Below are 23508 nucleotides of genomic sequence, written 5' to 3'. Positions count from 1 at the left end.
GTTTCACGTGAAACAGGGCTTGACCTGGCCGCAAGGGCCAGCCCTACACTTCTCCTCAAAGGAGCGTGAACCATGGAACCCAATCAGGTTTTTTGTTTTGTGTGTTTCTTCAAGGGCATCCTCGCCATGAAAGAACCCCCTGTGCCCACCAGAGATGCAGCTGCTGTTGAAAGCAAAGTCCACTGGACAACACGAATTTTCAGGGGGTTTCGCAGGGAGAAAGCAGCCCCTGTCCAGAAGGCCATTCGCACAGAGCAGTGTTGAACTGGGGACCCATCACCCGACAAACAAAAAACCATGCACAGGGCATGGCTTTCCCAGCAAGTGCAACACAGGCTTTTCAACGTTTACAGCTCAGGCAAACCGTAGTCTTTCCAGTGCTCTGACACATGCTTTCTGACCTCTTCGGTCATGGTGATCTTTTTCGGCCACACCCGGTGGAAGCCCTCGTCTTCCCGTTTGGGGGTTCCATCCCAGACCATTTTTCCATTCAGGACCTTCACATCCCTTTCTGGATCGATGTTGTTGAGGATGGTCCACCACACATCCTGAAGGTCAAACACATCTGTTTCCTCATCCACCAGCAGGATGTGACGGACACCTGAAGCCACCTGCAAACCCACAAGTGCCTCTCCGAGCTCCTGCCCCTGATGGGCACGGGTCTTGTGGACCTTCACCACCCAGTAACCGTCTTTTGTTTGCCACTGGTCCAGAATGCCTTCGAGCACCGGAAGGTCCTTCACAGGCATGGGCCTGAAGTCATCTGGCGTCTCTTCCTCAGGGTGTTTGGTGGTGGCATCGATGATCAGCTTTCCACCATAAGACCACTGTCTGGAACTGTGATCCAGCACATCAATCGGCCCGCGACCATGCAGGGTGTGGTGGCCTGGCACGGCTTTCAGGGCCACTTCCCTCCAGACCCGATCAAAGTCGGTCACATCCACATCCTCATCCAGAACCACAATCACCTTGGCAAACATCATCTGCCCGAGTCCAAAGAGCGCATTGGCCACCTTGTAGGCCTGCCCTGGATAGGTTTTCTTCATGGCCACAAAAACCAGATTGTGTGCCACACCAGCAGGCGGCATGCAGTAGTCCTTGATCTCGGGAACAATCAGCTGTGCAGCCGTCAGGAAGATGCGCTCAGATGCCTCAATCAGGTAAGCATCTTCCATGACCGGCCTGCCCACAATGGTCGCCGGATAGATGGGATTCTTGCGCATGGTGATGGCCGTGACATGAAAAACCGGATATTTGTCGACAGGGGTGTAAAAACCTGTATGGTCTCCAAAAGGCCCCTCATCCACCCATTCCTCATTCGGGTCCACATAGCCTTCCAGAATGAACTCTGCATTGGCGGGCACCTCCAGATCCACAGTGATGCCTTTGATCACAGGCTGGTTCTGCCCCCTCAGGAAACCGGTCATGGAATACTCGTTGAGGCCCGGCACCGGAGGCAGAGGGGCTGTTGCCGCATAAATCAGGGCAGGATCTCCCCCGAGGGCCACTGCCACCTCCAGACGCCTGCCCAGTTTTCCAGCGTTCTCCAGGTGTCTGGCACCCGTCTTGTGGCGCTGCCAGTGCATGCCGGTGGTGTTTTTGCCCATCACCTGCATGCGGTACATCCCCATGTTGTATTCCCCCGAGATGGGGTCTCTGGTGATCACCAGAGGGAAGGTGACGAAAGGACCACCATCGTCTGGCCAGCAGTGCAACACCGGAATCTTTGAGAGATCCACCTCATCGCCACGCCACACCACTTCCTGCACAGGGGCAGAACGCACCCGTTTCGGAGGCAGCGCAGCGAGGTCTTTCAGTTTCCCGAGGTTGGAGGCCATGCCCAGCAGACCTCCGCCCATTTTCACATCCAGCAGTTTCTTGATGCGGTCTGCCACCTCATCCAGTGAATTTGCCCCGAGGGCCCAGGCCATGCGTTCCCGGGTGCCCATCAGGCCGATGACCAGGGGGAAAGGACTCCCTTTGACGTTCTCAAACAGCACTGCAGGACCGTCTTTTTTCACCAGACGGTCCGCAATTTCAGTGATTTCCAGATGACGGTCCACCTCGCGCTTCACACGGATCAGTTGACCCCTGCTCTCCAGAAGGGCGATGAACGAATGCAGGTCGGTAAAAGCCATACGGACAGTTTACGTCCTGCTACAGTGATAAAAATGTCCCTGCCTCTGCTGATCACCAAAGAGAAGTTGTATGCCGAGCTACGGAGTGCAGCAGATCTGCCCACCTTTCCCTTCAGGCGTTTTTCTTTTGGTCCAGACGATCTGAAAAGCCACTCAGAAGAGTTCATTGAAATCCTGCTGATTGACCAGAAAGACGTTCAAACCGTAGGGCAGCTGTGGTGGCATGGATTACAAGAATTTTTGAGCAGCCTTCCTGATGATGTCTTTTCAACCAGCGTTTACCATCTTGACTGTTTGCTCTTGCTGAATCCTCCAGAAGACCAGTTGACTTATTTGATGGATCATCTAAAGACGGTCTGTAAACGCACAGATGCAGGTGAGGCTCTGCGTCGTTTCACACAGGAAGAGCACCTTGTTTCAGGGATATTGCTGCAGGACAATGTAGATGAAATAGAGAGCTTCACCCTCCTGCAATTCGAGGAGACCTACCTGTTGATTTGGTGGTACTCCACAGCCTGATTTGCACCATGAAAAACCACCCGAGGGTCTCTCAGGTGGCCTTGAAATGATTTGCTGATGGCTGACGGCTGAAAGCTGACCGCTTCTTCAGTACAGGTACTTGTTCCAGGCTTCCTGCGCCTGATGGTCCTGCCCCATGGTGAGGACATTGAACTTGGGCGCTTTGGGCGGGTGCTTGAGGGGCATGCCCGCTTCCAGGGGGGTTTTATTCCCTTTTTTCTGGTTGCATTCCCGGCAGGCGGTCACCACGTTGTCCCAGGCGTGGCGGCCTCCGCGAGAGCGGGGCATCACGTGGTCAATGGTGAGTTCCAGCGTGGAACCGCAGTACTGGCAGGTAAAAAAATCGCGGCGCAGTACATTGCGCCGCGAGAAGGGAACAACCTGCACTCTCGGACGCCGGATGAATTTTCTGAGGCGGATCACGCTCGGCACGGGCATGATGGTGCTCGGGGAATGAATGAAATCCTGGCTGTCTTCCAGGACCTCTGCGACCTCATGCATGATCAGCGTGATCGCCCGTTTGATCGAGACGATGTGCATCGGCTCGTAGCTGGCGTTGAGCACCAGCACCCGGGGTTTGTTGAGGTTCAGTGGAACCAGCTGAGTCGCATTCATAACACATTCAGTTTAACGTCTTTTGGTGATCTGTCTGTTGGCCAAATAGCGAATTTTGATGAGCGTTATAGCTTAAATTCGCTCTTGATGAACACAACTTCTGCTTTTTCCATCGGAAAATCAGGTCCTGTCAAGAAAAAATCAGATCTCTCATCAAAAATTAACAGATGTTTATGAGTTGGACTGGATGATGCCCCAGGCTCCATCTGCCACATATTGGACGGCCAGAGCCCCAAGCAAAACGCCCAGAACACGGGTCACCACATGCACCCCGGTCAACCCGATCACTTTCGCAATCTGCCCGGAGAGTCTGAGCGCCAGATAGCAGAGCGCCAGCACAACCACGGTCACACCAATGACCACCAGAATGTCCAGCGCATGCCCTGAAGCTTTGGAGGACAGAATCATGATGCTGGCCAGGGTTCCTGGTCCAGCAATCAGGGGAATCGCCAGAGGAAACACACTGGGGTCCTGTCTGTTCTGGGCTTCTTTTTCTTCCTCTTCGGTTTCCTTGGCCCCACTGGGTCGGGCAAACACCATGTCGAGGGCAATCAGGAAGAGCAGAATGCCCCCTGCAATCTTGAACGAGTGAATGCTGATCCCAAGGTGGTGAAGCAGGGCCTCTCCGAAAAAGGCAAACAGAAAAATGATGCCTGCAGCCACCGAAATGGCCTTGATGGCAATCTTCCTGCGCTCAAAAGAGGGCCTGCTCCCTGCCAGACTGATGAACACCGGAGCAAGACCCACGGGGTCCATCACAACAACCATGGTCAAAAACGTCTGGGTGGCAAGGGCAAGCAGGTCCGTCATCAGCAGACATTGTATCCAATTTGGTCAGGGAGCAATGTCATCCCCACCTCGCTCGTTTTACTCGCTTTCCTCCCCTCTGCAGGGGAGGACCAGCCCAGGGCTGCGGTGGGGTCACGACACCAGCAGTGCGCTCAGTTCTTCCAGCAGGTTTTCCCCATCTTTGACGGTGCGGGCCACCAGCATGATGGTGTCCTGTCCCGCAAGGGTCCCGATGATGTCATCGCGGGTGAGTTTGTCGATCAGATAGGCCACCCCGTTGGCGTGTCCCTCTGCGGTCTTGATGACGATGATGTTTTCGCCCCGGTCCATGTCGCGCACGAAGGAGCGAAAGAGTTTGGCGAGTTCGTCCATCACGTCGCTTTCGTTGGCCACGTGGGCGAGGGCATAACGGTGCTTGCTTTTGCCGATGGGCAGGCGCACCAGCCTGAGTTCGTTGATGTCGCGGGAGATGGTGGCTTGCGTGACGTTCATGCCCTCGTCGTTGAGGCGTTTGACCAGTTCGGCCTGGGTGGAGATCGCTTCTCGAGAGATGATTTCCTGGATACGTCGTTGACGTTGTTCTTTGGTGAGTGCCATAAGGATAACTGTAATTATGCAACAGTATATACGGTTTAGAAAAGGGTATTTTTATGCAGTTCTGTCATGCATTCGCGCAGAATGCTCCAGATGCAACCCCTTTTTGATCTTGTTTTTTGCCTTATGGAGTTATTCAGGCTGCTGTATGGCCCACTGCATGCGCTTCAAAGCTTCATCGAGAAGGTGCTCTGCCACTTCCCGTTTGCTCATGCGGGGCAGGTCCTGAAATGTACCATCCGGGAACACAAAAGTCACCTGGTTGTCGTCTCCCCCGAAAGCGGTGCCTTCCCGCGTGGGGTAATTCAGACAGATGAAATCGGCATTTTTGCGCCGGGCTTTCCCTGCTGCGCGTTCCACCCCTGCGTGGGTTTCCATGGCAAAACCCACCAGCACCCGGTTTCCCTTTTTTGATCCCAGACCGGAAAGAATGTCAGGGTTGGGGACCAGTTCGATGGTGAAGTGCTCGCTGACTTTGGCCTGCTTTTCGTTCTTCTGTTCTGCTGCACGGTAGTCTGCAACGGCAGCCGTCATCACCACCACATCGGACCACTCAAAGTGGGCTTCCATGGCGTCCCGCATCTGCATTGCCGACTCCACAGGAACCACTGTGGCCCCGACTGGAGCAGAAATGGACACCGGACCGGAGACAATCACCACCTCTGCGCCTCTGGAAAGGGCTTCTTCGGCTACAGCAAAACCCATCTTGCCGCTTGAAGGGTTGGAGATGAAGCGCACCGGGTCCAGGTACTCGCGGGTGGGGCCTGCACTGATCAGGACTTTTCTGCCCACCATGTCTTTTGGCGCAAAGACCCGCTTCACATGCTCGGCAATTTCCTCCGGTTCCAGCATGCGGCCCATGCCCTCCCCTTCCCCTTTTGTGCCCAGTTTTCCGAAAGTGGGTCCAATGAACCGGTGTCCCCAGCTTTGCAGGGTCTCACGGTGAGCACGGGTTGCAGGATGCTCCCACATGCCTGGATTCATGGCAGGGGCCCACAGCACAGGTGCACGCACGGAAAGCAGGGTGGCTGTGCCCAGATCGTCTCCAAACCCCAGGGCAGCACGGGCCATGAAGTCTGCACTGGCAGCCACGACCACCACAGCATCGGCCCAGTGGGCAAGTTCCAGGTGTTGTGCCCCTGCCTGTGGACTGAACCAGCTTTCCTGGGTAAAAACGGTGTTCCCGGATGCGCTGCTCAGGGCCAGAGGGGTCACGAAGTTCAGGGCACTGTCGGTGGCGATCACGCGGGTCTCAAATCCAGCTTCCCGGATGCGCCTGAGGACAAAAGGAGCTTTCATGGCAGCCACAGATGCGCAGACAATCACGAGCACTCGTTGCATACCGCCAAAGTACCACTTTCCACAGGTGGTGTAGTGCAGGGGCGTGCGCAAAAACACCACCACAGGCCCAACAGAAGATCACAATGAAACCAGAGGTACACCCCATGAAACACCTGATGGCTTTGATCTTTTTTGGCACCCTCAGCTCTGCTCTCGCAGCCTCCTGCGATGCCCCCTCCACGGATGCGCAGTGGAAAAGCTGTCTGGCCTCAGAACTTCGCGCCTCAGATGGCAGGATCAACACCGAATACCAGAAGCTGATGGGCACCCTCAGCAAAAGCCAGCAAACGACCTTGCGAAGTGAACAGAGACAGTGGCTGAAGACGAGAGATCAGGCCTGCAAACTGGACAGCAAAGAAAGCAACCGGGAAAAGTGGTTCCAGAAGATCCTGCTGGACCCATACAAGACCGTCTGTGTGGTGCGCTTCACCGATGCCCGCATTGAGGAACTGAAAGCCTACAACCCCAGACAGGACCTGATCGCAGAGGATTACAGCGCTTCAGATTATGAATTCACCAGCGATCAGGGACACAGCAAGGGCAAGTATTACTTTGAAGTCGAGGTCAACACCCCCCAGATCGCCAGAAAGCAGGAGGTCTCCCTGTACATCGGGGTCACCTCCGAATCCATGCAGTCTGGCTGGACCGTGAACGTCCGAAAATACATGACCGGGGCCAGCAAGAACATTGTCGGCATCGCTTTTGACCTGGACAATGGCAAGATCTACACCATGCAAGACGGAATCTGGAGGGATGAACCCGGAGGAAACACCGGACTCGACCTCAAACTGGGCCGCAAATATCATGCACTGGTTTCTTCCAGTGTGTCCCTCACTGCACTGCAAAACCAGAAGCAGGTGAAGATCAATCTCGGGCAGGAGAAATTCAATTACGCCATTCCAAAGGGGTACAGGGCTTTTTCAAGATGATCTGAGGTCCTGAAGTCTCAACCAGTTCCTGGAAGAAGTGACAGGTGCCTTGTTGCCGATCTCTGAGATCCTGAGGTGTCATCCACCTGCGGAAGATCTGGCAAACGAACTTTTGCTGGTTGATCTCTGAGATACTGGGAGGGTGAAGACCATCAAGAACAACGCAGTGCTGGTGCTTTACCTGCCAGACCGCAGGCACATCATCGTGCAAGACCGCAGAGGCCACAAGCCACCTCTGTGGGGATATTTCGGGGGAGGGCTGGAAGCGGGAGAAACCCCCCTTCAGGCCCTGCTGCGGGAAATTCGCGAGGAACTCGATGTGGAGCTCACAGCATCCCAGGTGGAGTTCTGGGGTCGGTGCGAGGATGACCTTCCTGACCTGAAGTACACCATCCATGTGTTTGCTCACCTCTTTGCCGGAGATCCTGCCACCCTCACTGTTCTGGAGGGTGCTGGACTGGAAGTGGTGACTCCAGAAGAGATGCTGACCCGCTGTGATCCGGGTGGTCCAGATGATGCCATCACCAGGCTTGCCCTCTCAAAACTGCATCCCTGATCCCAGGGTGTTTCACGTGAAAAAAGGAATGGAGGATTTCTCCTCCACTTTTCTGTTTATCGGCATCCTCAGGGATTGCCGTTTTCGTTGTCGTAAGGCTTACGACCCTTCTCCCAGTACTGGATGGAGTACTGCCCCTGATTGATGGAAGACTGGTAATCCAGGAAGTTTTCGATGCTCTTCTGCAGTTGCAGGCTGTAGTCCATGGAGATGGCACGGCCTTTGTCGAAAGCCTCGCCTGCTTTGATGTTCCTGAACCACTTCATCCAGGCAGCAGAGGCCTGGGTGCCATTGGCCGGAATCGGGACGGCAGGCGTGTTCAGGAAGGGCATGATGGCAGAGACACCGGGATACTGTGCGGTGCTGTGGCAGGACATGCAACTGGAGTTTGGGTTGTCCACCGGACCGTTCAGGCGAGAACCCCATCCCAGGTGGGTGGCAGGCAGATCCTTGGAAGTGTTGATCACGGTCTGTTTCAATTTGGGGTTGATGATGGTTTTCACGGGTGTGGGATTGGAATTGCTGGTGCGGTCCTCGGGATCATTGCCCCACTGCAGCCCTACAGGCACGAGGTTTTTCCAGCGGTTCTGGTTGCCCACCTCCCCGTTGTAGATGAAGGTCCCGAACGTCCAGCCAATCTCGGCCCTGGGGTCGCGCACCATGATGTCCATCTGGATCAGGTGTACTGGGGCCTGTTCACGCACGCCCCCTTCTTTGGGAGGGCACTGGGCATTGCTGTTTGCCCCTGGCACATCACAGTTGTAGACGTAGGCCTGCCACTTGATGGGGTTTTTCAGGTAGGGCACTTCGCTGGCATCCAGGGTGGTGAACAGGACCTTGCCCACCACCGTCCCCACCGGGAAAGTCTGTCCACCCGCCATGTACTTGATGTTGGGGAAGTTGGGGTTGTCCCACACCCTGCCGAGGGTGTAGCCCCCCAGATCGTTGTAGAACCCAACAGCATAGGCATGACTGGGGGTGGTTTGCGCCTGGGCCAGCATCTGTGGGTTGATGGGCCCTTCCTGAGTCAGACCGTGGAAACCTTCACGCCCCTGGGGACCCCAGTGCTGCCAGGGCACGTGAAACCACTTGCGCACCTTGTTGTCCTCGAGGAAGAAATCGTTGTCGTAACCGGGCTGTTCAATGTTTCCCTGCAGGACATAATCCCGCACAGCCAGGGCATACTTTTTCCAGTCTTTGCGGAAATCGATCTTGAGGATCTTCTGGACCCCTGCATCCATTTTCGGGAGTTTGCTGGGATAATCCTGGCTGAGCTGGAAAACCCGCCCGTGGTACTCGGTGGCAGGCAACATGAATCCGAAATCCGGGAAGTCCAGCCCATGTCCACTCTGGTGGTTGAATTCTTTGATCACGGCTTCAACACTGGAAGGGAGGGTGTTCCCCTTGTTGACGGGAGTGGGCTGTTTCTGGCCCTGGGCATGGATCAGGCTGAGGGTGATGGCGCACAAAGCCACACCACCCCAGAGGGCAGGTCTGAGCTGTTTCATGGTTCTCCTTGCAGGACGTTGAATGTTGAGATGAGCAGGAAAGACTGTGCTTTATCGTACACTCATGGTCCTATAATTCAGGGGATCGACATATCAGGCATTTCCCCTAAAAGCTTGCAGGAGTTTGACCTGTTGCAAACTGTGCACAATACTGGATGCAAAGTCAGATGGCTGGAAGCGATCAACCATCTGGACATCTGATTCCATAAAAAATCCTCCCCTTTCAGGGGAGGAAAGCGAGTTCAACGAGAGACGGGGGGTTAGTCCCGTTCCAGCGCGTGAACGGTCTGGGCCTGCAAGAGGGCCTGTTTGGTGCGTTGCAGGTCCTGGGCCAGTTTTTCCTCGTCGATGAGGTTTTCACCGACCTGCAGTTTGCCACCGGCCAGTTCGCGCATGGCCACGGTCACCAGGTTGCGGATCTTGGCGCGCTGGTCCACAGGAAGGGCGCTGGGGGTACCGGCTTTCAGTTGCAGGGCGCGCTTTGCGACCACCACAGAAAGGCTGTACTTGCTGTTGGTCAGGGCGAGCATTTTATCGATGTTGGGTTCCGCCATGGTGTCCTCCTAAAGGCAATACTTCAGTATAGGGTTACAGGTCCTGCTGGTCAAACATCCAGCCAGAAATCAGCAGCAGCAGGGCAGACAGGGTGATCTGGAAAATCACATACTGGGGGTCCAGGGTGATCACCTCCCGGTTGCTGCTGATCTGCATGCCCAGCATGGACACATCTGAGCTCTGGTCAAAAAAGCCCAGGGCATTGTAGATGGTGCCCTGCAACCAGAGGATGCCCAGGTAGGTGATCCCGCTGATCAGCCATTCCACTCTGCCGATCCGCTGCCCGACGAGTTGACTGAAATAGGCAATCACCGGAAAAGGCAGCACAAAAAGCACCACAGCCGTGGCAAACTTCAGCACATCCAGCATCTGGTTGCGGCGAATCAGGTCCTGCAGCACCTGAACCAGTTCCTGAAATGCCCCACTGCTGGAATTCAGAATGAAGAAGCTGATGGGCACCATCACCATGATGGTGAGCAGGGTGACTTCCAGAGCAAGCCACAGGTATTTGCTGGCCAGAATGTGCAGGCCGGAAGTGGGCAGAGAACGCAGAAAGTAGTGGGTGTTGCGGGCATATTCATTGCGAATCTGGTAGAAACCCTTCAGGAGCCCGTCCAGAAAGGGCAGCAACAACAGGAGCATGCTCAGGGCGATGCGGCCTTCGGTTTCCTTGATCTGAAACTGGATCACCAGACTGACCAGCAGCACAATTGCTGCAGCACCAATCACCCACTGGTAATTTTGTTCAACTTCTTTGCGAAACAGCATCCAGAAATGCATCATTTTCCTCCACGGCGACGGGCTTCGGCGAGCATGGCGTCCTGTTTGACTGCGCGGTCAATGCTGACCCCACGGGCGTTGCGAATGTCCTCTGCAGTGCCCTCCAGCAGCACCCGGCCTCCATCGAGCACCAGCACCCGGTCAAACAGGCTTTCGGCCTCGGCAATCTGGTGGGTGGCGAGGATCATGGTGGAGTCGGCATCGTCTGCACGGAATTCGCGGATCAGGGTGTGCAGGATCTGTTCGCGGGTCAGGGGGTCAATACCGCTCAGAGGCTCATCCAGCAGGTACAGTTTGGCGTCTCTGGCGAGGGTCAGGGCCAGACGCACCCGGGTGCGGTTTCCTTTGGAAAGGGTCCCGAGACGGGCGGTTTCACTGACGCTGAGGAACTCCAGGACATCCTTGAAACGCTGCTCGTTCATGGGGAAAAAACTTTTCATGAAATCGAAGGCGTATCGGGCATTCCAGCTCATGTACAGGTGGTCGATTTCTGGAAGGTAGGCCACCATGCGGCGGGTGTTCGCACCAGGGGTTTCCCCGAGCACTTTGATGGAACCTCCACTGGGTTTCACCAGACCTTCTGCCATCTTGATCAGGGTGCTTTTTCCGCTGCCGTTTACGCCGAGCAGGCCAATGAATTCTCCAGGGTTGGCGGTAAAAGTCAGGTCTTCTAAAGCCACCGTGTTGAAAAAACGTTTGGTCAGATTCTGCGTCTGTAAAATCATGCGCTGGTCTCCAGTTTTTTGTGAACAAGGTGTTCAATGGCTTCGTTGTCCATGCCCAGTTTCCTGAGTTCCTGCAAGAGGCGCTCAATGGCCTGTGAAGCGAGGTCTTCTCTGGCCTCCTGAATGCGGCTGTAGTCTTCGGTGATGAAGCTGCCCAGCCCTCTGCGGGTCTGAATGAATCCGATGCGTTCGAGTTCCTGATAAGCACGCACCACCGTATTGGGGTTCACCAGCTTCTCCTGGGCAAAATCACGGGCACTGGGAATCTTGTCTCCGGGTTTGAGCTCGCCACGCACTGCCCTGCTCATGATGTCTTCCATGAGCTGCAGGTAGATGGGACGCGTTTGATCGAAGTTGGGGTCATGCACTGGCATCCTCCTGAGATATACCCTAGTGTACTATTTAACTAATACACTGTCAATGGTTGCCCTCTCAGACGGCAAATGTGAGGGAAGATGAGAGGGTTTGCCGAGAGCCGAGGGCCCAGAGCCGAGAGCATCTGGTGCTGTGGCTAAAGCGGCTGTCAACAACCAAAGCCACAGCAAAAGCTTTCTGACTTGCCCTCGGCCCTCGGCTCTCGGCCCTCAGCAAATGTATGCCAATCCTCCAGCCCACCTTTCCAACACGGGCTATATTGGGAAGCAATGAATGTGATCGGACTGGATCTGGGCACCACCGGATGCAAGGCTGTCCTGGTGGACGGTGAGGGAAAGCCCATCAGAAGCACCTACCGCAGCTATCCCCTGCTCAAAGCAGAACCCGGAGAGGCCACCCAGAATGCGGACATCCTCTGGAAGTCGGTGCAGGAGGCCCTCAGGGACCTGAACGCCGGGCATGCCGATGGACTGGCGTTCAGTGGAGCCATGCACAGCCTGCTGCTGATTGGGCAGGACCACCGCCCTCTGGCCCCTGCACTCACCTGGGCCGACACCCGTCCGATGGACACCCTGCACCTTGTTCCCCTTGATCCTGATGCCACTTACCTGAAAACAGGCGCTCCTCTCAAAACCCCTTATCATCCTGCCAAAATCACCTACTTTCAGCAGGTGCAGCCGGATCTTTTTTCCAGAGCCCATCTGCTGGTCAGCCTGAAGGATTACATCGCTTTCCAGATGACCGGAGTGTGGAAGGCAGATCTGGGACTTGCGAGCAGTTCGGGGCTGCTGAGCCTGCACACAGGAAACTGGGACGAGGACATCGTCACCGCACTGAAAGTGAAAACCCTGCTTCCAGAGGTGCTTGACACCTTTGACCTGCTGGGTCACATCACCCCGGAAGCCGCCTCCTGCACGGGATTGAAAGCAGGCATGCCTGTTTTCGCAGGCAGCAGCGATGGGGGTCTGGCCAACCTGGGGACAGGGGCAGGGGTCAGAGATACGGTGATCACCGTGGGGACCAGTGGCGCGGTGCGGAGCATGACCCAGAGTCCGCAACTCGATGCCAGAGCCCGCACGTGGTGTTATTTCCTCTCAAGGGATCAGCTTTTTGCCGGAGGGGCCATCAACAATGCCGGGCTGCTGATCGACTGGGTGCGGCGCATGTACTACCCTGCTGACACTTTCGATGTCCTCTTCAAAGAGGCAGCAGAGGTGCCGGATGCTGAGGGGTTGCTCTTGCTTCCCTACCTCACTGGAGAACGCAGCCCATACTGGAAATCGGATCTGACCGCTACTCTGCACGGCCTGATGCTGCAGCACACCAGAGGACATGTCGCCAGAGCAGCACTGGAAGCCGTGTGTTTTTCGCTGGCAGAGGTTTACGACCTGGTGTCGCAGGGGACGGACCGCATTCTGGTGACCGGAAGCATCACCCGCAGTCCACTGTGGATGCAACTGCTCAGCAATGTGCTGAACCGGGACCTGGTGATGGCCCACACGGTGGACGCCTCTTCCCTGGGGGCAGCAATGGTGAGCCTCTTCGCATTAGACAACCGTCTCAGTGGGTTAACGTACAAAGTACAATATGCTTTAGGTTTTGCCCCCAAACCCGGGGAGGCCCGCAAGATTCAGGCCACCCGGGAACACTGGAAGGGTTTATTCACCAGCATCTGGAAGGAGTTGTAACACATGGGTCAATCTGATATTGCCGTGATGGGTCTCGCCGTGATGGGCGAAAACCTGATCCTCAACATGGCCTCCAAGGGCTTCACGGTCACCGCCTACAACCGCAGCACCGACAAGGTCAAGGCTTTCGTGGAAGGCCGCGCCAAAGGCCAGAGCATCGTGGGGGCCTACTCCCTGCAGGAGCTCGTGGACAGCCTCAAGCGCCCCCGCAAGATCATGCTGATGATCAAAGCTGGCAGCGCCGTAGACGCCTCCATCGAGTCTCTGCTGCCCTACCTCGAAGCTGGCGACATCATCATCGACGGTGGAAACAGCCACCCCGCCGACTCTGATCGCCGCACCGCCTACCTGAAAGAAAAAGGCATCCTGTTCATCGGCACTGGTGTTTCCGGTGGTGAAGAAGGTGCACTGAAAGGTCCTTCCATCATGCCCGGCGGCAACAGCGAAGCCTGGGAGCACGTGAGGCCCATTTTCCAGGGCATCGCTGCCAAAGTGGCAGACGGCACCCCCTGCTGTGACTGGGTGGGCGAAAATGGTGCAGGCCACTTCGTGAAGATGGTCCACAACGGCATCGAGTACGGCGACATGCAGATGATCGCAGAAGCCTACAGCATCCTGCGGGGTGTGGCCGGTCTCAGCAATGCTGAAATCGCCCAGATCTTCTCCGAGTGGAACACTGGCGAACTCGACAGCTTCCTGATTGAAATCACCGCCGACATCCTCACCAAAAAAGACGAGGAAACCGGCAAGGACCTGGTGGATGTCATTCTGGACAGCGCAGGTCAGAAGGGCACCGGCAAGTGGACCTCTGTGTACGCACTGGACGTGGGCAGCCCTTCCAGCACCATCGCTGAAGCCGTGTTCGCACGCTGCATCTCTGCCCTCAAAAACGAGCGCGTGCAGGCCAGCAAACTCTTCACCGGTCCTCAGGCCGCTTTCCAGGGCGACAAGCAAGAATTCATCGAGAAGGTGCGCAAGGCCCTCTTTGCCAGCAAGATCTGCTCCTACGCCCAGGGTTACCAGCTGATGCGCCTCACCGCCAAAGAGCAGGGCTGGACCCTGAACTACGGCAGCATCGCCCTGATGTGGCGTGGCGGATGCATCATCCGTGCGCAGTTCCTCGGCGACATCAAGAACGCCTTCGACAAGAACCCTGAACTGGCCAACCTGCTCCTCGACGAGTACTTCGCCAACATCATCCAGGAATACCAGCAGCCCTGGCGCGAAGTGGTCGCTCAGGCCATCCTGTCCGGCGTGTGGGTCCCTGCCTTCAGCAGCGCCATCTCCTACTTCGACGGTTACCGCTCCGAAATCGTGTCTGCCAACATCATCCAGGCCCAGCGCGACTACTTCGGTGCCCACACCTACGAGCGCCTCGACAAACCCCGTGGTGAGTTCTTCCACACCAACTGGACGGGTCGTGGTGGCACCACGGCGAGCAGCACTTACAACGTTTGATTTCAAAGCAAACCGTGCAACCCCCTTCAGGATTCTGGAGGGGGTTGTTTCTGGAATCAGGTTGCTGAGGGTGAGATCCCCCCTGCCTTGATGGGTGTGAAGCACCCACAAGGCTGTCCCCCCTTAACAAAAGGGGGTTGATGGATTGCCAAATTGGAAGTCATCCCAGACGCCCATCCATCCCCCTTCGTTAAGGGGGACCGCCGAGAGCGAAGCGAGGGGCAGGGGGATCTTGCACCCCCTCCCCCATCTTGTTACACTGAAACCACAGGCGCTTCAGTGCGCTTTCTTGTTCTGTAAAAACGAACCCCTAAGGAGGTGGTGGCATGACAAAAGAAGACAACCCTCCCAGTCAACCCTCCCACCACCCGTTCTCTTTGCTCTGAGCCCGTTTAGCCCTTAGGAGGTTTTCACATGCGCATGATTTACTGCGCAGGGGGGGTGTGCTGATGCTGGAATACTACCGCAGCATTGGAGGGAAGCTCCACCTCGTCGACGATTACATGGAAGGGTGCTGGATCAATGCCATCGCCCCGAGTCTGGAAGAAATTGATTACCTGCACCACGAAATCGGCATTCCGGTCGATTACCTGAATTACCCTCTGGACGTGGACGAAAGGCCCCGTTTTGAGAAAGAGGATGACTTCATCCTTTTCCTGATCCAGACCTCTTTTCCTTTGGGAGACAACAGCGACATTCCCTACGACACCATTCCTCTGGGGATCATTCACTGCCAGCACTGCATCGTGACGGTGTGTGCCCAGGACAATCCCATCATTCAGGACATGAAAAAAGGGATGGTGCGCTACATCTCCACGGCCAAGAAGAACCGTTTCACCCTGCAACTCTTTCACCGCACGGCACAGCGCTATCTGGTGGATTTGCGCAAGATCAACAAGCAGGTGGATGCCGTGGAAGACCAGCTTGAAAACTCCACCCGCAATCAGGAACTGCTGGCACTCCTGAAACTGGAAAAATCCCTGGTGTATTTCAAGACCGCCATCAAATCCAACGAGATCATGATGGAACGGGTGCGCAGAGACCGGGTGTTCGAGATGTACGCCGATGATCAGGAACTCCTGGACGATGTGATCATCGAGAACCAGCAGGCCATTGAGATGACCGACATCGCCACCCAGATTCTGGCCAGCATGATGGGTGCTTTTGCCAGTGTGATCTCGAACAACGTCAACTCGGTGATGAAGGTGATGACGGTGGCGACCATCATGGTGGCGATTCCCACCCTGATCACCAGTTTTTATGGCATGAACGTTCCGATTCCCTTTCAGGACACCCACTGGTCTTTTTATTTTGTGCTCTTGATCGGAGCTCTGGCTGTGGGCATTTTGTGGTACTTTGTGCGCCGTGCCCGCTGGTGGTAGACCACCCCCGCTGAAGCAATCATGCGAGGAAGGCAGCCCTTTTGTACCGGGCTGCCTCCTCTTTATGGATGTTGGTTTTACTCTTCTGCAGGGGATTTCTGCAAAATCAGGGCGTAGTAACTCTTGAGGCCTTCGACATCTTCGAGGTTGGACACCTTCAGGTAGTAGGTGCCGTCTTCTGAGACGGTGTGGTTCAGCAGGACATCTGCACCACTGTCCCAATCTGCAGGTTCACTTTCTGCCAGCAGGTTGCCTTCCTCATCGTAAACTTCCAGCAGCACGGAAGCCTTGGAGGAAATGGACCAGTCAAAACCCTGAATGCTGAAGGTCTCTCCAGCGTTCGCCTCCACCCTGAAGATGTCCACATCTGGACCCTTGGTGGGAACAGCCACCAGGTAATTGCTGTTGTCAAAGGTTCCACCGATCAGGAAACCTTCTTCAAACAGTTCTGGGGAAATCAGGGAGGTGTCTGTGGCATCTTCGAAGGTGTTGTTGCGGGTCATGCCACCATTGGTGTACTCATGCAGGTCGGCAACGATGGCGTAATTGAGCACAACAGCGTTGTGGTGTCCGGGCTTCACCTGCACTGTTCCGGAGAGGCTTGCGCGGGTTCCCCCCACCGCCCAGATGTCCGGTCCGGCCACTTTCACATCGTACAGGCCCGGCTCAATGCCAATGAAGCTGGCCTGGCCTGGTGCACCCATGAAGCCCTGTGAGGTTTTGGCAGTGTATGGCATGCCTTTGTTCTGGCCATCCAGGGGAATGAGGCTCACATCCACCAGCCCCACACCAAGCCGACTCACCTGCTCATCCACCTGAACGGTCACATATCCTCCGTCCTGGGGAAGGGTGTTTGCAGAAAACGACAGGGCTTTTTGCAGATTCAGGCGACCCTGGGGCTGGTCCTTCATCGGGTCGGTGCCATTCACCAGCAGTTTCTTCACCTGGTAAGGGGTGAGATCCACGCCCAGAGTGCGGGCCTTTTGCAGAACCAGTGCAGCCCCTCCAGACACCACAGGGGCAGCCATGGAGGTGCCACTGAACAGGCCATAACCGTCATTGGTGTCAGAGTAGGTGGTCAGGCCATCGGTTCCAGGGGCAAACAGATCCACCCGGGGTCCATAATTGGAAAAACCGATTTTGGTGTCGGTGTTGGTGCTCGCTCCCACCGAAATCACCCCGGGCAGGTTTTCTGGTCCAGAGTGCATGTCACTGTAGTCGTTTCCTGCAGATCCCACCACCACCACATTGTTGGACAGGGCGTAATCGATGGCGTCTCTCAGCAGGGGAGCATTGCCTCCACCTCCCCAGGAGTTGTTGATGACCTGGGCCCCATGGTCAACTGCCCAGATGATGCCCATGGCCACATTGAAATCACCTGCGTAACCCTTCGAGCCGAAAATCCGCACAGGCATCAGGATGGCATCAGGAGCAACGCCTGCCCCACCGACACTGTTGCCCATGCGTTCAGCAATGGTTCCTGCGCTGCCACTGCCGTGGATGTGGTTGGTGAGGGGGTCCGTGGGCTGCAGCAACACAGGCTTCTCAAAATCTGTGGTGCGTACAGCATCAATCCCGGTCACGATCTTGCCTTCGGCCTTCAGGTCTTCATGAAGGCGGTTGAAGTCCGAGTCCACCACGGCCACCACCACACCTGCTCCCGTCGCAATGTTGCGCACCTGATCTGCCCGCACGTTTTTCAACCACCACTGTTTGGTGAGGAGGGGATCTGTCACAGCCTGGGCAGAGGGTTCCATCCCTGCTTGCAGGCTGAATGATGCTGTGGGGACCTTGATTTGCTGAATGTTGCGGGAAACGTAAGCGTAGCGGACCTGTCCAGATTGCTGCAGGGCCCGGACCACTTTGTTTGCAGAGAGGTCTGCGGGCAGGGTCACCTGCATGGCCTGCAGGTTGCTGTGTTCCATCGTCAGGGTGTTGGTGTCCACGGAGCCCAGACCCCGCAACAGTTGCTTCACAGCATTTGCTGTTGCAGTGGTGTAGCCAATGACGATGTTCTGGGTGGCTTCCTGGCTGGAACTGTCTTTGAGCAGCAATGACCGGGAAGGCAGGGCCTGGGCCAGGCGCGGAGCCTGCTTGCTGCGAATGAACTTCCAGGCCTGTTCATGGCTGGTGTCACGGGTGGGGGTGACGGTTCCACAGGCAGCAAGGCCCAGGGTGAGGCTCACGAGAAAAAGGGAAGGGATGGTTTTCATCAGAAGCTCCCGTCTCCGGTCATGAACAGGCTGAGGTTCCCCTCACACACCGGTCCACCGAAGTTGCAATGACCGAACTGGCTGAACACATTCAGCATGTCCTGGGCAATGGAAACAGCACTTCCGTCACTGTTGTAGGCCGCAGCAGAAAGGGCAAAAGTGTAGGAGTGGTAGGATTCCAGCCTGGGGTAAAGGGCCTTTTTGTTTTCGTTGTAGATCAGGCTGTAGGTGTTGCCTGTCTTTTTGAGCCCTGGTGTGGTGCCATCGTCTGCATACAGGTAGTCTGGGAAGTACTCACAGAGTGCCCTTCCCCAGACACATTCATCTCCAGAGCTGCCGTTCTGTTCCGGGTAATTCCAGATGCTGGGGTAGAACTCGCGCACGTCTCCCACCAGACGGTCAACGGTCCAGGTGAGGGTGGGTTGCACGGAAACGTTGGTGCTGTGGTTTGCAGGTCCGACAGCGATGATGTTGAAAGCTGGCAGAGGGGTGACACTGTCCACCTTGCCTCTGGAGTTGGTTGTGCTGTTGAAGGCCTCCACATAGTAATGGGCTGTTTTGTCTGCCTCAAGGGCAGGATCGGTGTCAATGGCCACACGGTCTCCTCCATCCACCGTCAGGATGGGCTTGAAGACCTTGTTGTCGAAGCTGCGCCAGATGCGGAAACCCAGAGGATTGTCCAGCAGGGCGTTGTCGTACTTCCAGCGCAGGGTGACCCACATGGTGGAATCGTCAGATGGCGCAGCTGAAGGTCTGGAACCACCTGCAATGTTCATGTTGAATTTGGTGGACATGGTGGTTGCAGACACATCCAATTGAGGACCAGCGCCCAGTGGACTGGTGTGGGGCTCGGCGGCCACATGAATGGGAAGGAATTTCTGAATGCGGTTGCCGTTGAAGTCGTAGGCCGTGATGTTCAGGAAGGTGTCGCCCCGAATGCCGTTGTAGTTGTAGGGTTCCAGGCCAAAAAGGGTCGAATCGAATTCGGTGTTCTTGGGGTCATTGCTGAAAAGCAGGGCCCCATAATCCATGTCTCCGTTTCGCTCGCCCACATTCACATAGATCAGTTCCGGGCTGAGGGACTCATCTCCGGCTTTGACTTTGATCCGCAGAGAGGCTCCTGCATCTGCATCCAGTTCCATGCCTGGAGTGAGGTCCACGAGGTCTTTTCCGATCAGGGTCTGAACGGCCGTCACCTCAGGTGCCTTCGCCACCAGATTGTGGACAGAGACCTTCTGGATCACATTGAGGGGCACTGCTGCACCACTTGTGGTCACCACCAGACCTTCCACCCTGGAAGCAGCGTGGCCCGACTTCTCGAAGTTGATGTTGTATGACCCGGGATCGAGATCCAGGCTGAACTGGCCTTTGCTGTCGGTGAAGGTCTGGATGTCTGGCAGGCCATCCACAGTCACAAGGGTTCCACTCACGGCGGCTCCCCCGTTGCTGGTGACCACAGCACCAGGCACCTGCACAGAGCCCACCCCGTTGTCGTCGTATTGGACGGTCAGGGTCTGGGTTCTGGGATTGCCTGCTTCGTCCGTGGCCCGAATCTCAATGGTGTTGGTGCCGGCTTTGAATCCTGCTGCCAGCACGCTGAAAGCACCACTTGCAGCAACTTCCACAGGTTGTGCAGGCCCCCCATTGACACTCAGGGTGACCGTCTTCAGTTTGACATCGTCCACCACAGTGCCTGTCACCTGAAGCTGGTTTTGGGTCACCGTCTGCTGGTCTGCCGTGGTGAGGGTGATTGTTGGGGCGGTTTTGTCATTCAGTGAAGGATTGTAGGTGACGGTAAATTGAAAAGTCTGCGGATTGCCTGCAGCATCGACGACCTTCAGAAGCACCTTGTTTTCACCCGCCTGAAGCCCTTTGACCTCCACGGTGAAAGCTCCACCATTTCCCAGGGTGATGGGCTGTTCGGCTCCACCATTGAGGGTGTAGGTGGCACTCTTGATCTGCGCATTGTCCTTGATGGTTCCCTGAAGGGTGATGGACCCTGCTCCTACGGTCTGGTTGTTTTCGGTCACCAGCCGGATTTCAGGAGGGGTGGTGTCCTTTGGGGGTTGGGTGTTCCCACATGCGGCCAGCAGGAAGGCTGCGGTCAGGGAGGCCCCGAGCAACTTCACATTCATGTTTCACCTCGCGACAGGCTGTCCTTCCCTCACAGGCTCGCCACATGAGGTGACCTTGGGTTCTCAGCTTATTGTCATACTTAGCATAACTTTCTCAGGAAATTGATGTCAAATGCCTGTATAAAGTGACAAATTTTGAACATATTGGTAGGAGATTTTTATTTTAGCAGAATTCAGTGCCAAGATTGTGAACAATCTGCATGATTGTGCACAATCTTAAACAGAAAAATCCAAACATTCAAGTCATCTGCTGCTTTTTGTCTCCATGCCTGGTGTACCCTCAGGCGAAAGAGAAGCAGGCACAAGTGCCTGCTTCTCCCTGACCGAGCCCTTCTCTGGCTCCCTGCGGACTGAAGATCCATTCTGTCCTTCAGCCCAGCAACCACAAAACTATTTGACGTTCTTGATGTAGAAAACTGGAGAAATCCAGCGGTCCCAGTGCTCAGGATTGCTGGCATCGCCACCCACCCTCAGAGCACGCATGCGCAGACGGTAAGCTCCATCTGGCAGGGTCTTGGTGACCGGAACCCCTGCCTGCATCTGGGCACGTTTCAGGTCGCCATACCAGGTGAGGTACCACCAGTAATACTCTGAGGTGTTGCGAATCTCATGGTCGAAGACCACATAGTCCGATCCCGAAGCGAAGACAGGTTTTTCTGTTTTGCCATTCAACACATCCAGGATCACCCGCTGGGCAGGGTGGTCCATGTGGTACAGCACAGAGGGGAATTCCCCCTTGGAGAAATCAAACTCGGCACCATCGGTCAGCAGGTAGTAATCTTCGGTTTCAAAATCAATCCAGGTCAGGACATTGTCTGTCATGGCTGGTTGAGATTGGTAATCTCCTTTGAATCCCATGTAAGGCACCACATTGCTGAAACCGTCGCTGTTCAACAGCACAATGTAACCACCAAACAGGGTGCCTTCTGGATCTTTGGGAGAGGGGGTGATGTCCACTTTCAGGGTATAGCTTTCACCAGGGTACAGGACCACGTCTTCGTACTGAAACGCCACATTCGCTGCATTCTCACTGAGGCTGACTGGAGCCATGTTTCCAAAGGTTCCCAGGGCAGGAATGTGGAAAACGCCGTAAAGCACAGGATAGTCACTGTCGTTGTACAGACGGAGTGTCTTGGTGACCGTGCCCTGCACATCCTTCAGGGAAAGACTGCTGGGTTCCACCCGGGTTTCATTGAGGATGCTGTTGACCATGTTGAGCATCCCTGCGCCCTGACGGTTCACCGAATCCAGGAAATCGCTGGTGTCCTTGCTGTAAATGGCAGGAATGGCTCCATTCTGCAAAATGGTGAGCACTTTTTGTGGGTGGCCTTTCAAATCAGGACGGGCCTGCAGCAACAGGGCCACCGCACCTGCCACATGGGGGGCAGCCATGGACGTCCCACTCAGCACCACATGTGCACCTTTTTCCAGCGGATAGGTGGAATAAATGTTGCCCCCCGGAGCACCCAGATCAGGTTTCAGGGTCAGGTCCTGTGTGGGACCATAGCTGGTGAAGTCCGACAGGAGACCTCCACGGTCATTGGGGTAATACTTCATGGTCGCGCCCCAGGTGAGGGTCACGGTCTCCCCTCCGGCCAGTTTGCTGTCAAGCATCTCACCCGCAGCCTTCTGGATCATGCCCACAGGCACCTGACCATCTGTGCCAGGACTGAACACACCCAGCGTGTTGTTGTAAATCACCACCGCTGCCGCTCCAGCAGCCTCGGCATTTGCCACCTTCACGCTGAAGTTGCACCCTCCACGGCGGATCAATGCAGCCTTGCCAGTCAGGCTGTTGGCAGGCAGAGGATTGCAGGCATCCACCATTGAAGAAGAGGTGCCTGTGCGTGCAAACTGCAGCGAGCCCGAAAGTGGAACAGCAGCACCACCAGAAGCCTTCAGGTACTGGATTTCCTGCCCCTCCACCAGGAAGAAGTTGGAGTTCACCCCCACATTCTCGTAACTTGCCACAGCAATGGCATTCCTGGTGGCTGCAATGGAACCAGTGGCCATGGGGCCCTCACCACCCTCGTTGCCTGCAGAAACCACCACCACCATGCCCTGCTCAGCGGCACGGTCGATGGCTTCAGACACCAGGTCGGTGGGCCACCCTCCGAAACTGCCGAGGCTCATGTTCACCACATCCATCCGGTCATTGAGGGCCTGTTCCAGCGCAGCGATGATCACATCATCGGCAGTGGTCGAGTCTTCACCACAACCGAAAATGCGGTAAGCCCCCAGGGACACCTCCGGAGCAACCCCAACCACCTTGCCCCTGGCTCCAACAATACCTGCCACATGGGTTCCGTGGCCATCACAGTCATCTGCAATGGGGTCAGGCCTGGGAATCCTGTCCTGTGACGAGTCATAATCGTCTCCCACAAAATCCTTCTGGGCCACAATGCGGTTTTTCAGGTCAGGATGATCCACATCAATCCCGGAATCAATGATGCCCACCTTGATGCCCTTGCCTGTGAAACCCAATTCCTGCTGCACATAATCCACACCGGTCTGCGTCACAGCAGTGGCAAGGTCTGGTCGGTAATCCCCCTTCACATCCAGAGGCCGTCTCACTTTGGAGACCCGCCGAACCGACTTCACTCCAGGCAAGGCAGCAATGCGTTCAATGTTCTGTGGACTGGTGGTGATGGAGATCCCGCGGAACAGACGGCTGTAACTGTAATTCTGCTGGTAGGTGATCCCCTGTTCTGCTGCCAGACGGGAAAAACCATCCACAGAGAGCTGCTGGATGCCCACACCCATGCCTCCAAACTCAATCATGTAGCGTTGCTGCCTGGGCTGGACCAGAGGCTTGCTCTGTCCACGCTCAATCGGGTGAGGAGCAGCCAGTGGGGCAGAGGCGGGCCCTGCATTTTTGCCACATCCTGCAAGCAAAACACCGACGGTGATCAGGGCCAGAGAAGAAAGAAGATGTTTCCTCACTTTAGAGCTCCTTCATTCAGCAAACTCAGACGGAGTTTGTAGGTGTTCTTGGCGTTGTTGTCTGCCAGGCCTCCATCCACCCGGGCACTCACCACCTTGATGTAATAGGTGCTGTCGTCTGCGAAGGTGTAAACCAGTTGAGAGCCCATGTCTGTGCCTTGCAGGGGATCGGCGTCGTCATTGACCGCCAGGAAGGTGGTGGCATCGTTGATGATGGGAGGATACAGATAAACAATCGAATCGAGCATGGAGTCAGGGAAGGCAC

19 protein-coding genes and 1 pseudogene are annotated in these 23508 nt (G+C 55.8%); 6 read left to right on the top strand and 14 right to left on the bottom strand.

The window, feature by feature from the left end:
- Positions 1-347 precede the first annotated feature (347 nt).
- Positions 348-2138 (bottom strand): menaquinone biosynthesis decarboxylase, encoded by a 1791-nt coding sequence (locus tag DC3_RS16355; protein WP_146886163.1) that lies wholly within the window; start codon positions 2136-2138, stop codon positions 348-350.
- A gap of 33 nt (positions 2139-2171) precedes the next feature.
- Between DC3_RS16355 and DC3_RS16350 the strand changes: the two genes are divergently transcribed.
- On the top strand, positions 2172-2657 hold the full coding sequence (locus DC3_RS16350) for a hypothetical protein (protein WP_146886161.1): 486 nt from the start codon (positions 2172-2174) through the stop codon (positions 2655-2657).
- Positions 2658-2744: 87 nt separating this feature from the next.
- Here DC3_RS16350 and DC3_RS16345 read toward each other — a convergent pair whose 3' ends face one another.
- The 4 genes from DC3_RS16345 to coaBC all read right to left on the bottom strand — a co-directional run bounded on the left by DC3_RS16345 (position 2745) and on the right by coaBC (position 5996).
- Positions 2745-3272 carry an HNH endonuclease gene (locus DC3_RS16345; RefSeq protein WP_146886159.1) on the bottom strand — a complete coding sequence of 176 codons (528 nt, stop codon included), beginning with the start codon at positions 3270-3272 and terminating at the stop codon, positions 2745-2747.
- Between the two features lie 171 nt (positions 3273-3443).
- On the bottom strand, positions 3444-4082 hold the full coding sequence (locus DC3_RS16340) for a MarC family protein (protein ID WP_371863440.1): 639 nt from the start codon (positions 4080-4082) through the stop codon (positions 3444-3446).
- A gap of 111 nt (positions 4083-4193) precedes the next feature.
- On the bottom strand, positions 4194-4658 hold the full coding sequence (gene argR, locus DC3_RS16335) for an arginine repressor (protein ID WP_034344550.1): 465 nt from the start codon (positions 4656-4658) through the stop codon (positions 4194-4196).
- Positions 4659-4787: 129 nt separating this feature from the next.
- On the bottom strand, positions 4788-5996 hold the full coding sequence (gene coaBC / locus DC3_RS16330) for a bifunctional phosphopantothenoylcysteine decarboxylase/phosphopantothenate--cysteine ligase CoaBC (RefSeq protein ID WP_146886156.1): 1209 nt from the start codon (positions 5994-5996) through the stop codon (positions 4788-4790).
- 104 nt (positions 5997-6100) lie between these two features.
- Between coaBC and DC3_RS16325 the strand changes: the two genes are divergently transcribed.
- Positions 6101-6925 (top strand): lysozyme inhibitor LprI family protein, encoded by an 825-nt coding sequence (locus DC3_RS16325; RefSeq protein ID WP_186816079.1) that lies wholly within the window; start codon positions 6101-6103, stop codon positions 6923-6925.
- Positions 6926-7067: 142 nt separating this feature from the next.
- Positions 7068-7481 carry an NUDIX domain-containing protein gene (locus DC3_RS16320; RefSeq protein WP_146886152.1) on the top strand — a complete coding sequence of 138 codons (414 nt, stop codon included), beginning with the start codon at positions 7068-7070 and terminating at the stop codon, positions 7479-7481.
- 68 nt (positions 7482-7549) lie between these two features.
- Here DC3_RS16320 and DC3_RS16315 read toward each other — a convergent pair whose 3' ends face one another.
- The 5 genes from DC3_RS16315 to DC3_RS16295 all read right to left on the bottom strand — a co-directional run bounded on the left by DC3_RS16315 (position 7550) and on the right by DC3_RS16295 (position 11417).
- Complete coding sequence (locus DC3_RS16315; protein ID WP_146886150.1) at positions 7550-8989, bottom strand: hypothetical protein; 1440 nt, start codon at positions 8987-8989, stop codon at positions 7550-7552.
- A gap of 260 nt (positions 8990-9249) precedes the next feature.
- Positions 9250-9543 (bottom strand): DNA-directed RNA polymerase subunit omega, encoded by a 294-nt coding sequence (gene rpoZ / locus DC3_RS16310; protein ID WP_146886148.1) that lies wholly within the window; start codon positions 9541-9543, stop codon positions 9250-9252.
- A gap of 34 nt (positions 9544-9577) precedes the next feature.
- The gene (locus DC3_RS16305) at positions 9578-10327 is read right to left on the bottom strand and encodes a hypothetical protein (RefSeq protein WP_146886146.1); all 750 of its coding nucleotides are present in this window, start codon (positions 10325-10327) and stop codon (positions 9578-9580) included.
- A complete protein-coding gene (locus tag DC3_RS16300; RefSeq protein WP_146886144.1) occupies positions 10324-11049 on the bottom strand; it encodes an ABC transporter ATP-binding protein in 726 nt (241 codons plus the stop codon). The genes DC3_RS16305 and DC3_RS16300 overlap by 4 nt, the downstream gene beginning before the upstream one ends.
- The gene (locus DC3_RS16295) at positions 11046-11417 is read right to left on the bottom strand and encodes a GntR family transcriptional regulator (protein WP_186816078.1); all 372 of its coding nucleotides are present in this window, start codon (positions 11415-11417) and stop codon (positions 11046-11048) included. The genes DC3_RS16300 and DC3_RS16295 overlap by 4 nt, the downstream gene beginning before the upstream one ends.
- Before the next feature lie 276 nt (positions 11418-11693).
- Between DC3_RS16295 and DC3_RS16290 the strand changes: the two genes are divergently transcribed.
- From DC3_RS16290 to DC3_RS16280, 3 genes are all read left to right on the top strand, one after another.
- A complete protein-coding gene (locus DC3_RS16290) occupies positions 11694-13112 on the top strand; it encodes a gluconokinase (protein ID WP_146886140.1) in 1419 nt (472 codons plus the stop codon).
- 3 nt (positions 13113-13115) lie between these two features.
- Positions 13116-14570, top strand: coding sequence for a decarboxylating NADP(+)-dependent phosphogluconate dehydrogenase (gene gnd / locus DC3_RS16285; RefSeq protein ID WP_146886139.1), 1455 nt, complete (start codon positions 13116-13118; stop codon positions 14568-14570).
- A gap of 449 nt (positions 14571-15019) precedes the next feature.
- On the top strand, positions 15020-15952 hold the full coding sequence (locus DC3_RS16280; protein ID WP_146886393.1) for a magnesium transporter CorA family protein: 933 nt from the start codon (positions 15020-15022) through the stop codon (positions 15950-15952).
- Between the two features lie 77 nt (positions 15953-16029).
- Here DC3_RS16280 and DC3_RS16275 read toward each other — a convergent pair whose 3' ends face one another.
- From DC3_RS16275 to DC3_RS16260, 4 genes and pseudogenes are all read right to left on the bottom strand, one after another.
- Positions 16030-18165 (bottom strand): S8 family serine peptidase, encoded by a 2136-nt coding sequence (locus DC3_RS16275; protein WP_146886137.1) that lies wholly within the window; start codon positions 18163-18165, stop codon positions 16030-16032.
- Positions 18165-20300 carry a carboxypeptidase regulatory-like domain-containing protein gene (locus tag DC3_RS16270; RefSeq protein ID WP_146886135.1) on the bottom strand — a complete coding sequence of 712 codons (2136 nt, stop codon included), beginning with the start codon at positions 20298-20300 and terminating at the stop codon, positions 18165-18167. The genes DC3_RS16275 and DC3_RS16270 overlap by 1 nt, the downstream gene beginning before the upstream one ends.
- A gap of 390 nt (positions 20301-20690) precedes the next feature.
- Positions 20691-23243, bottom strand: coding sequence for a S8 family serine peptidase (locus DC3_RS29995; protein ID WP_146886134.1), 2553 nt, complete (start codon positions 23241-23243; stop codon positions 20691-20693).
- Positions 23240-23508: pseudogene (locus DC3_RS16260) on the bottom strand (hypothetical protein); the annotation flags it as partial. The pseudogene DC3_RS16260 and the gene DC3_RS29995, both read right to left, overlap by 4 nt.

It is taken from the genome of Deinococcus cellulosilyticus NBRC 106333 = KACC 11606 (assembly GCF_007990775.1).
Classification (GTDB): Bacteria; Deinococcota; Deinococci; order Deinococcales; family Deinococcaceae; genus Deinococcus_C; species Deinococcus_C cellulosilyticus.
The sequence above is the reverse complement of the archived record's forward strand: the minus strand, read 5'-3'. Positions and strand labels throughout refer to the sequence as shown.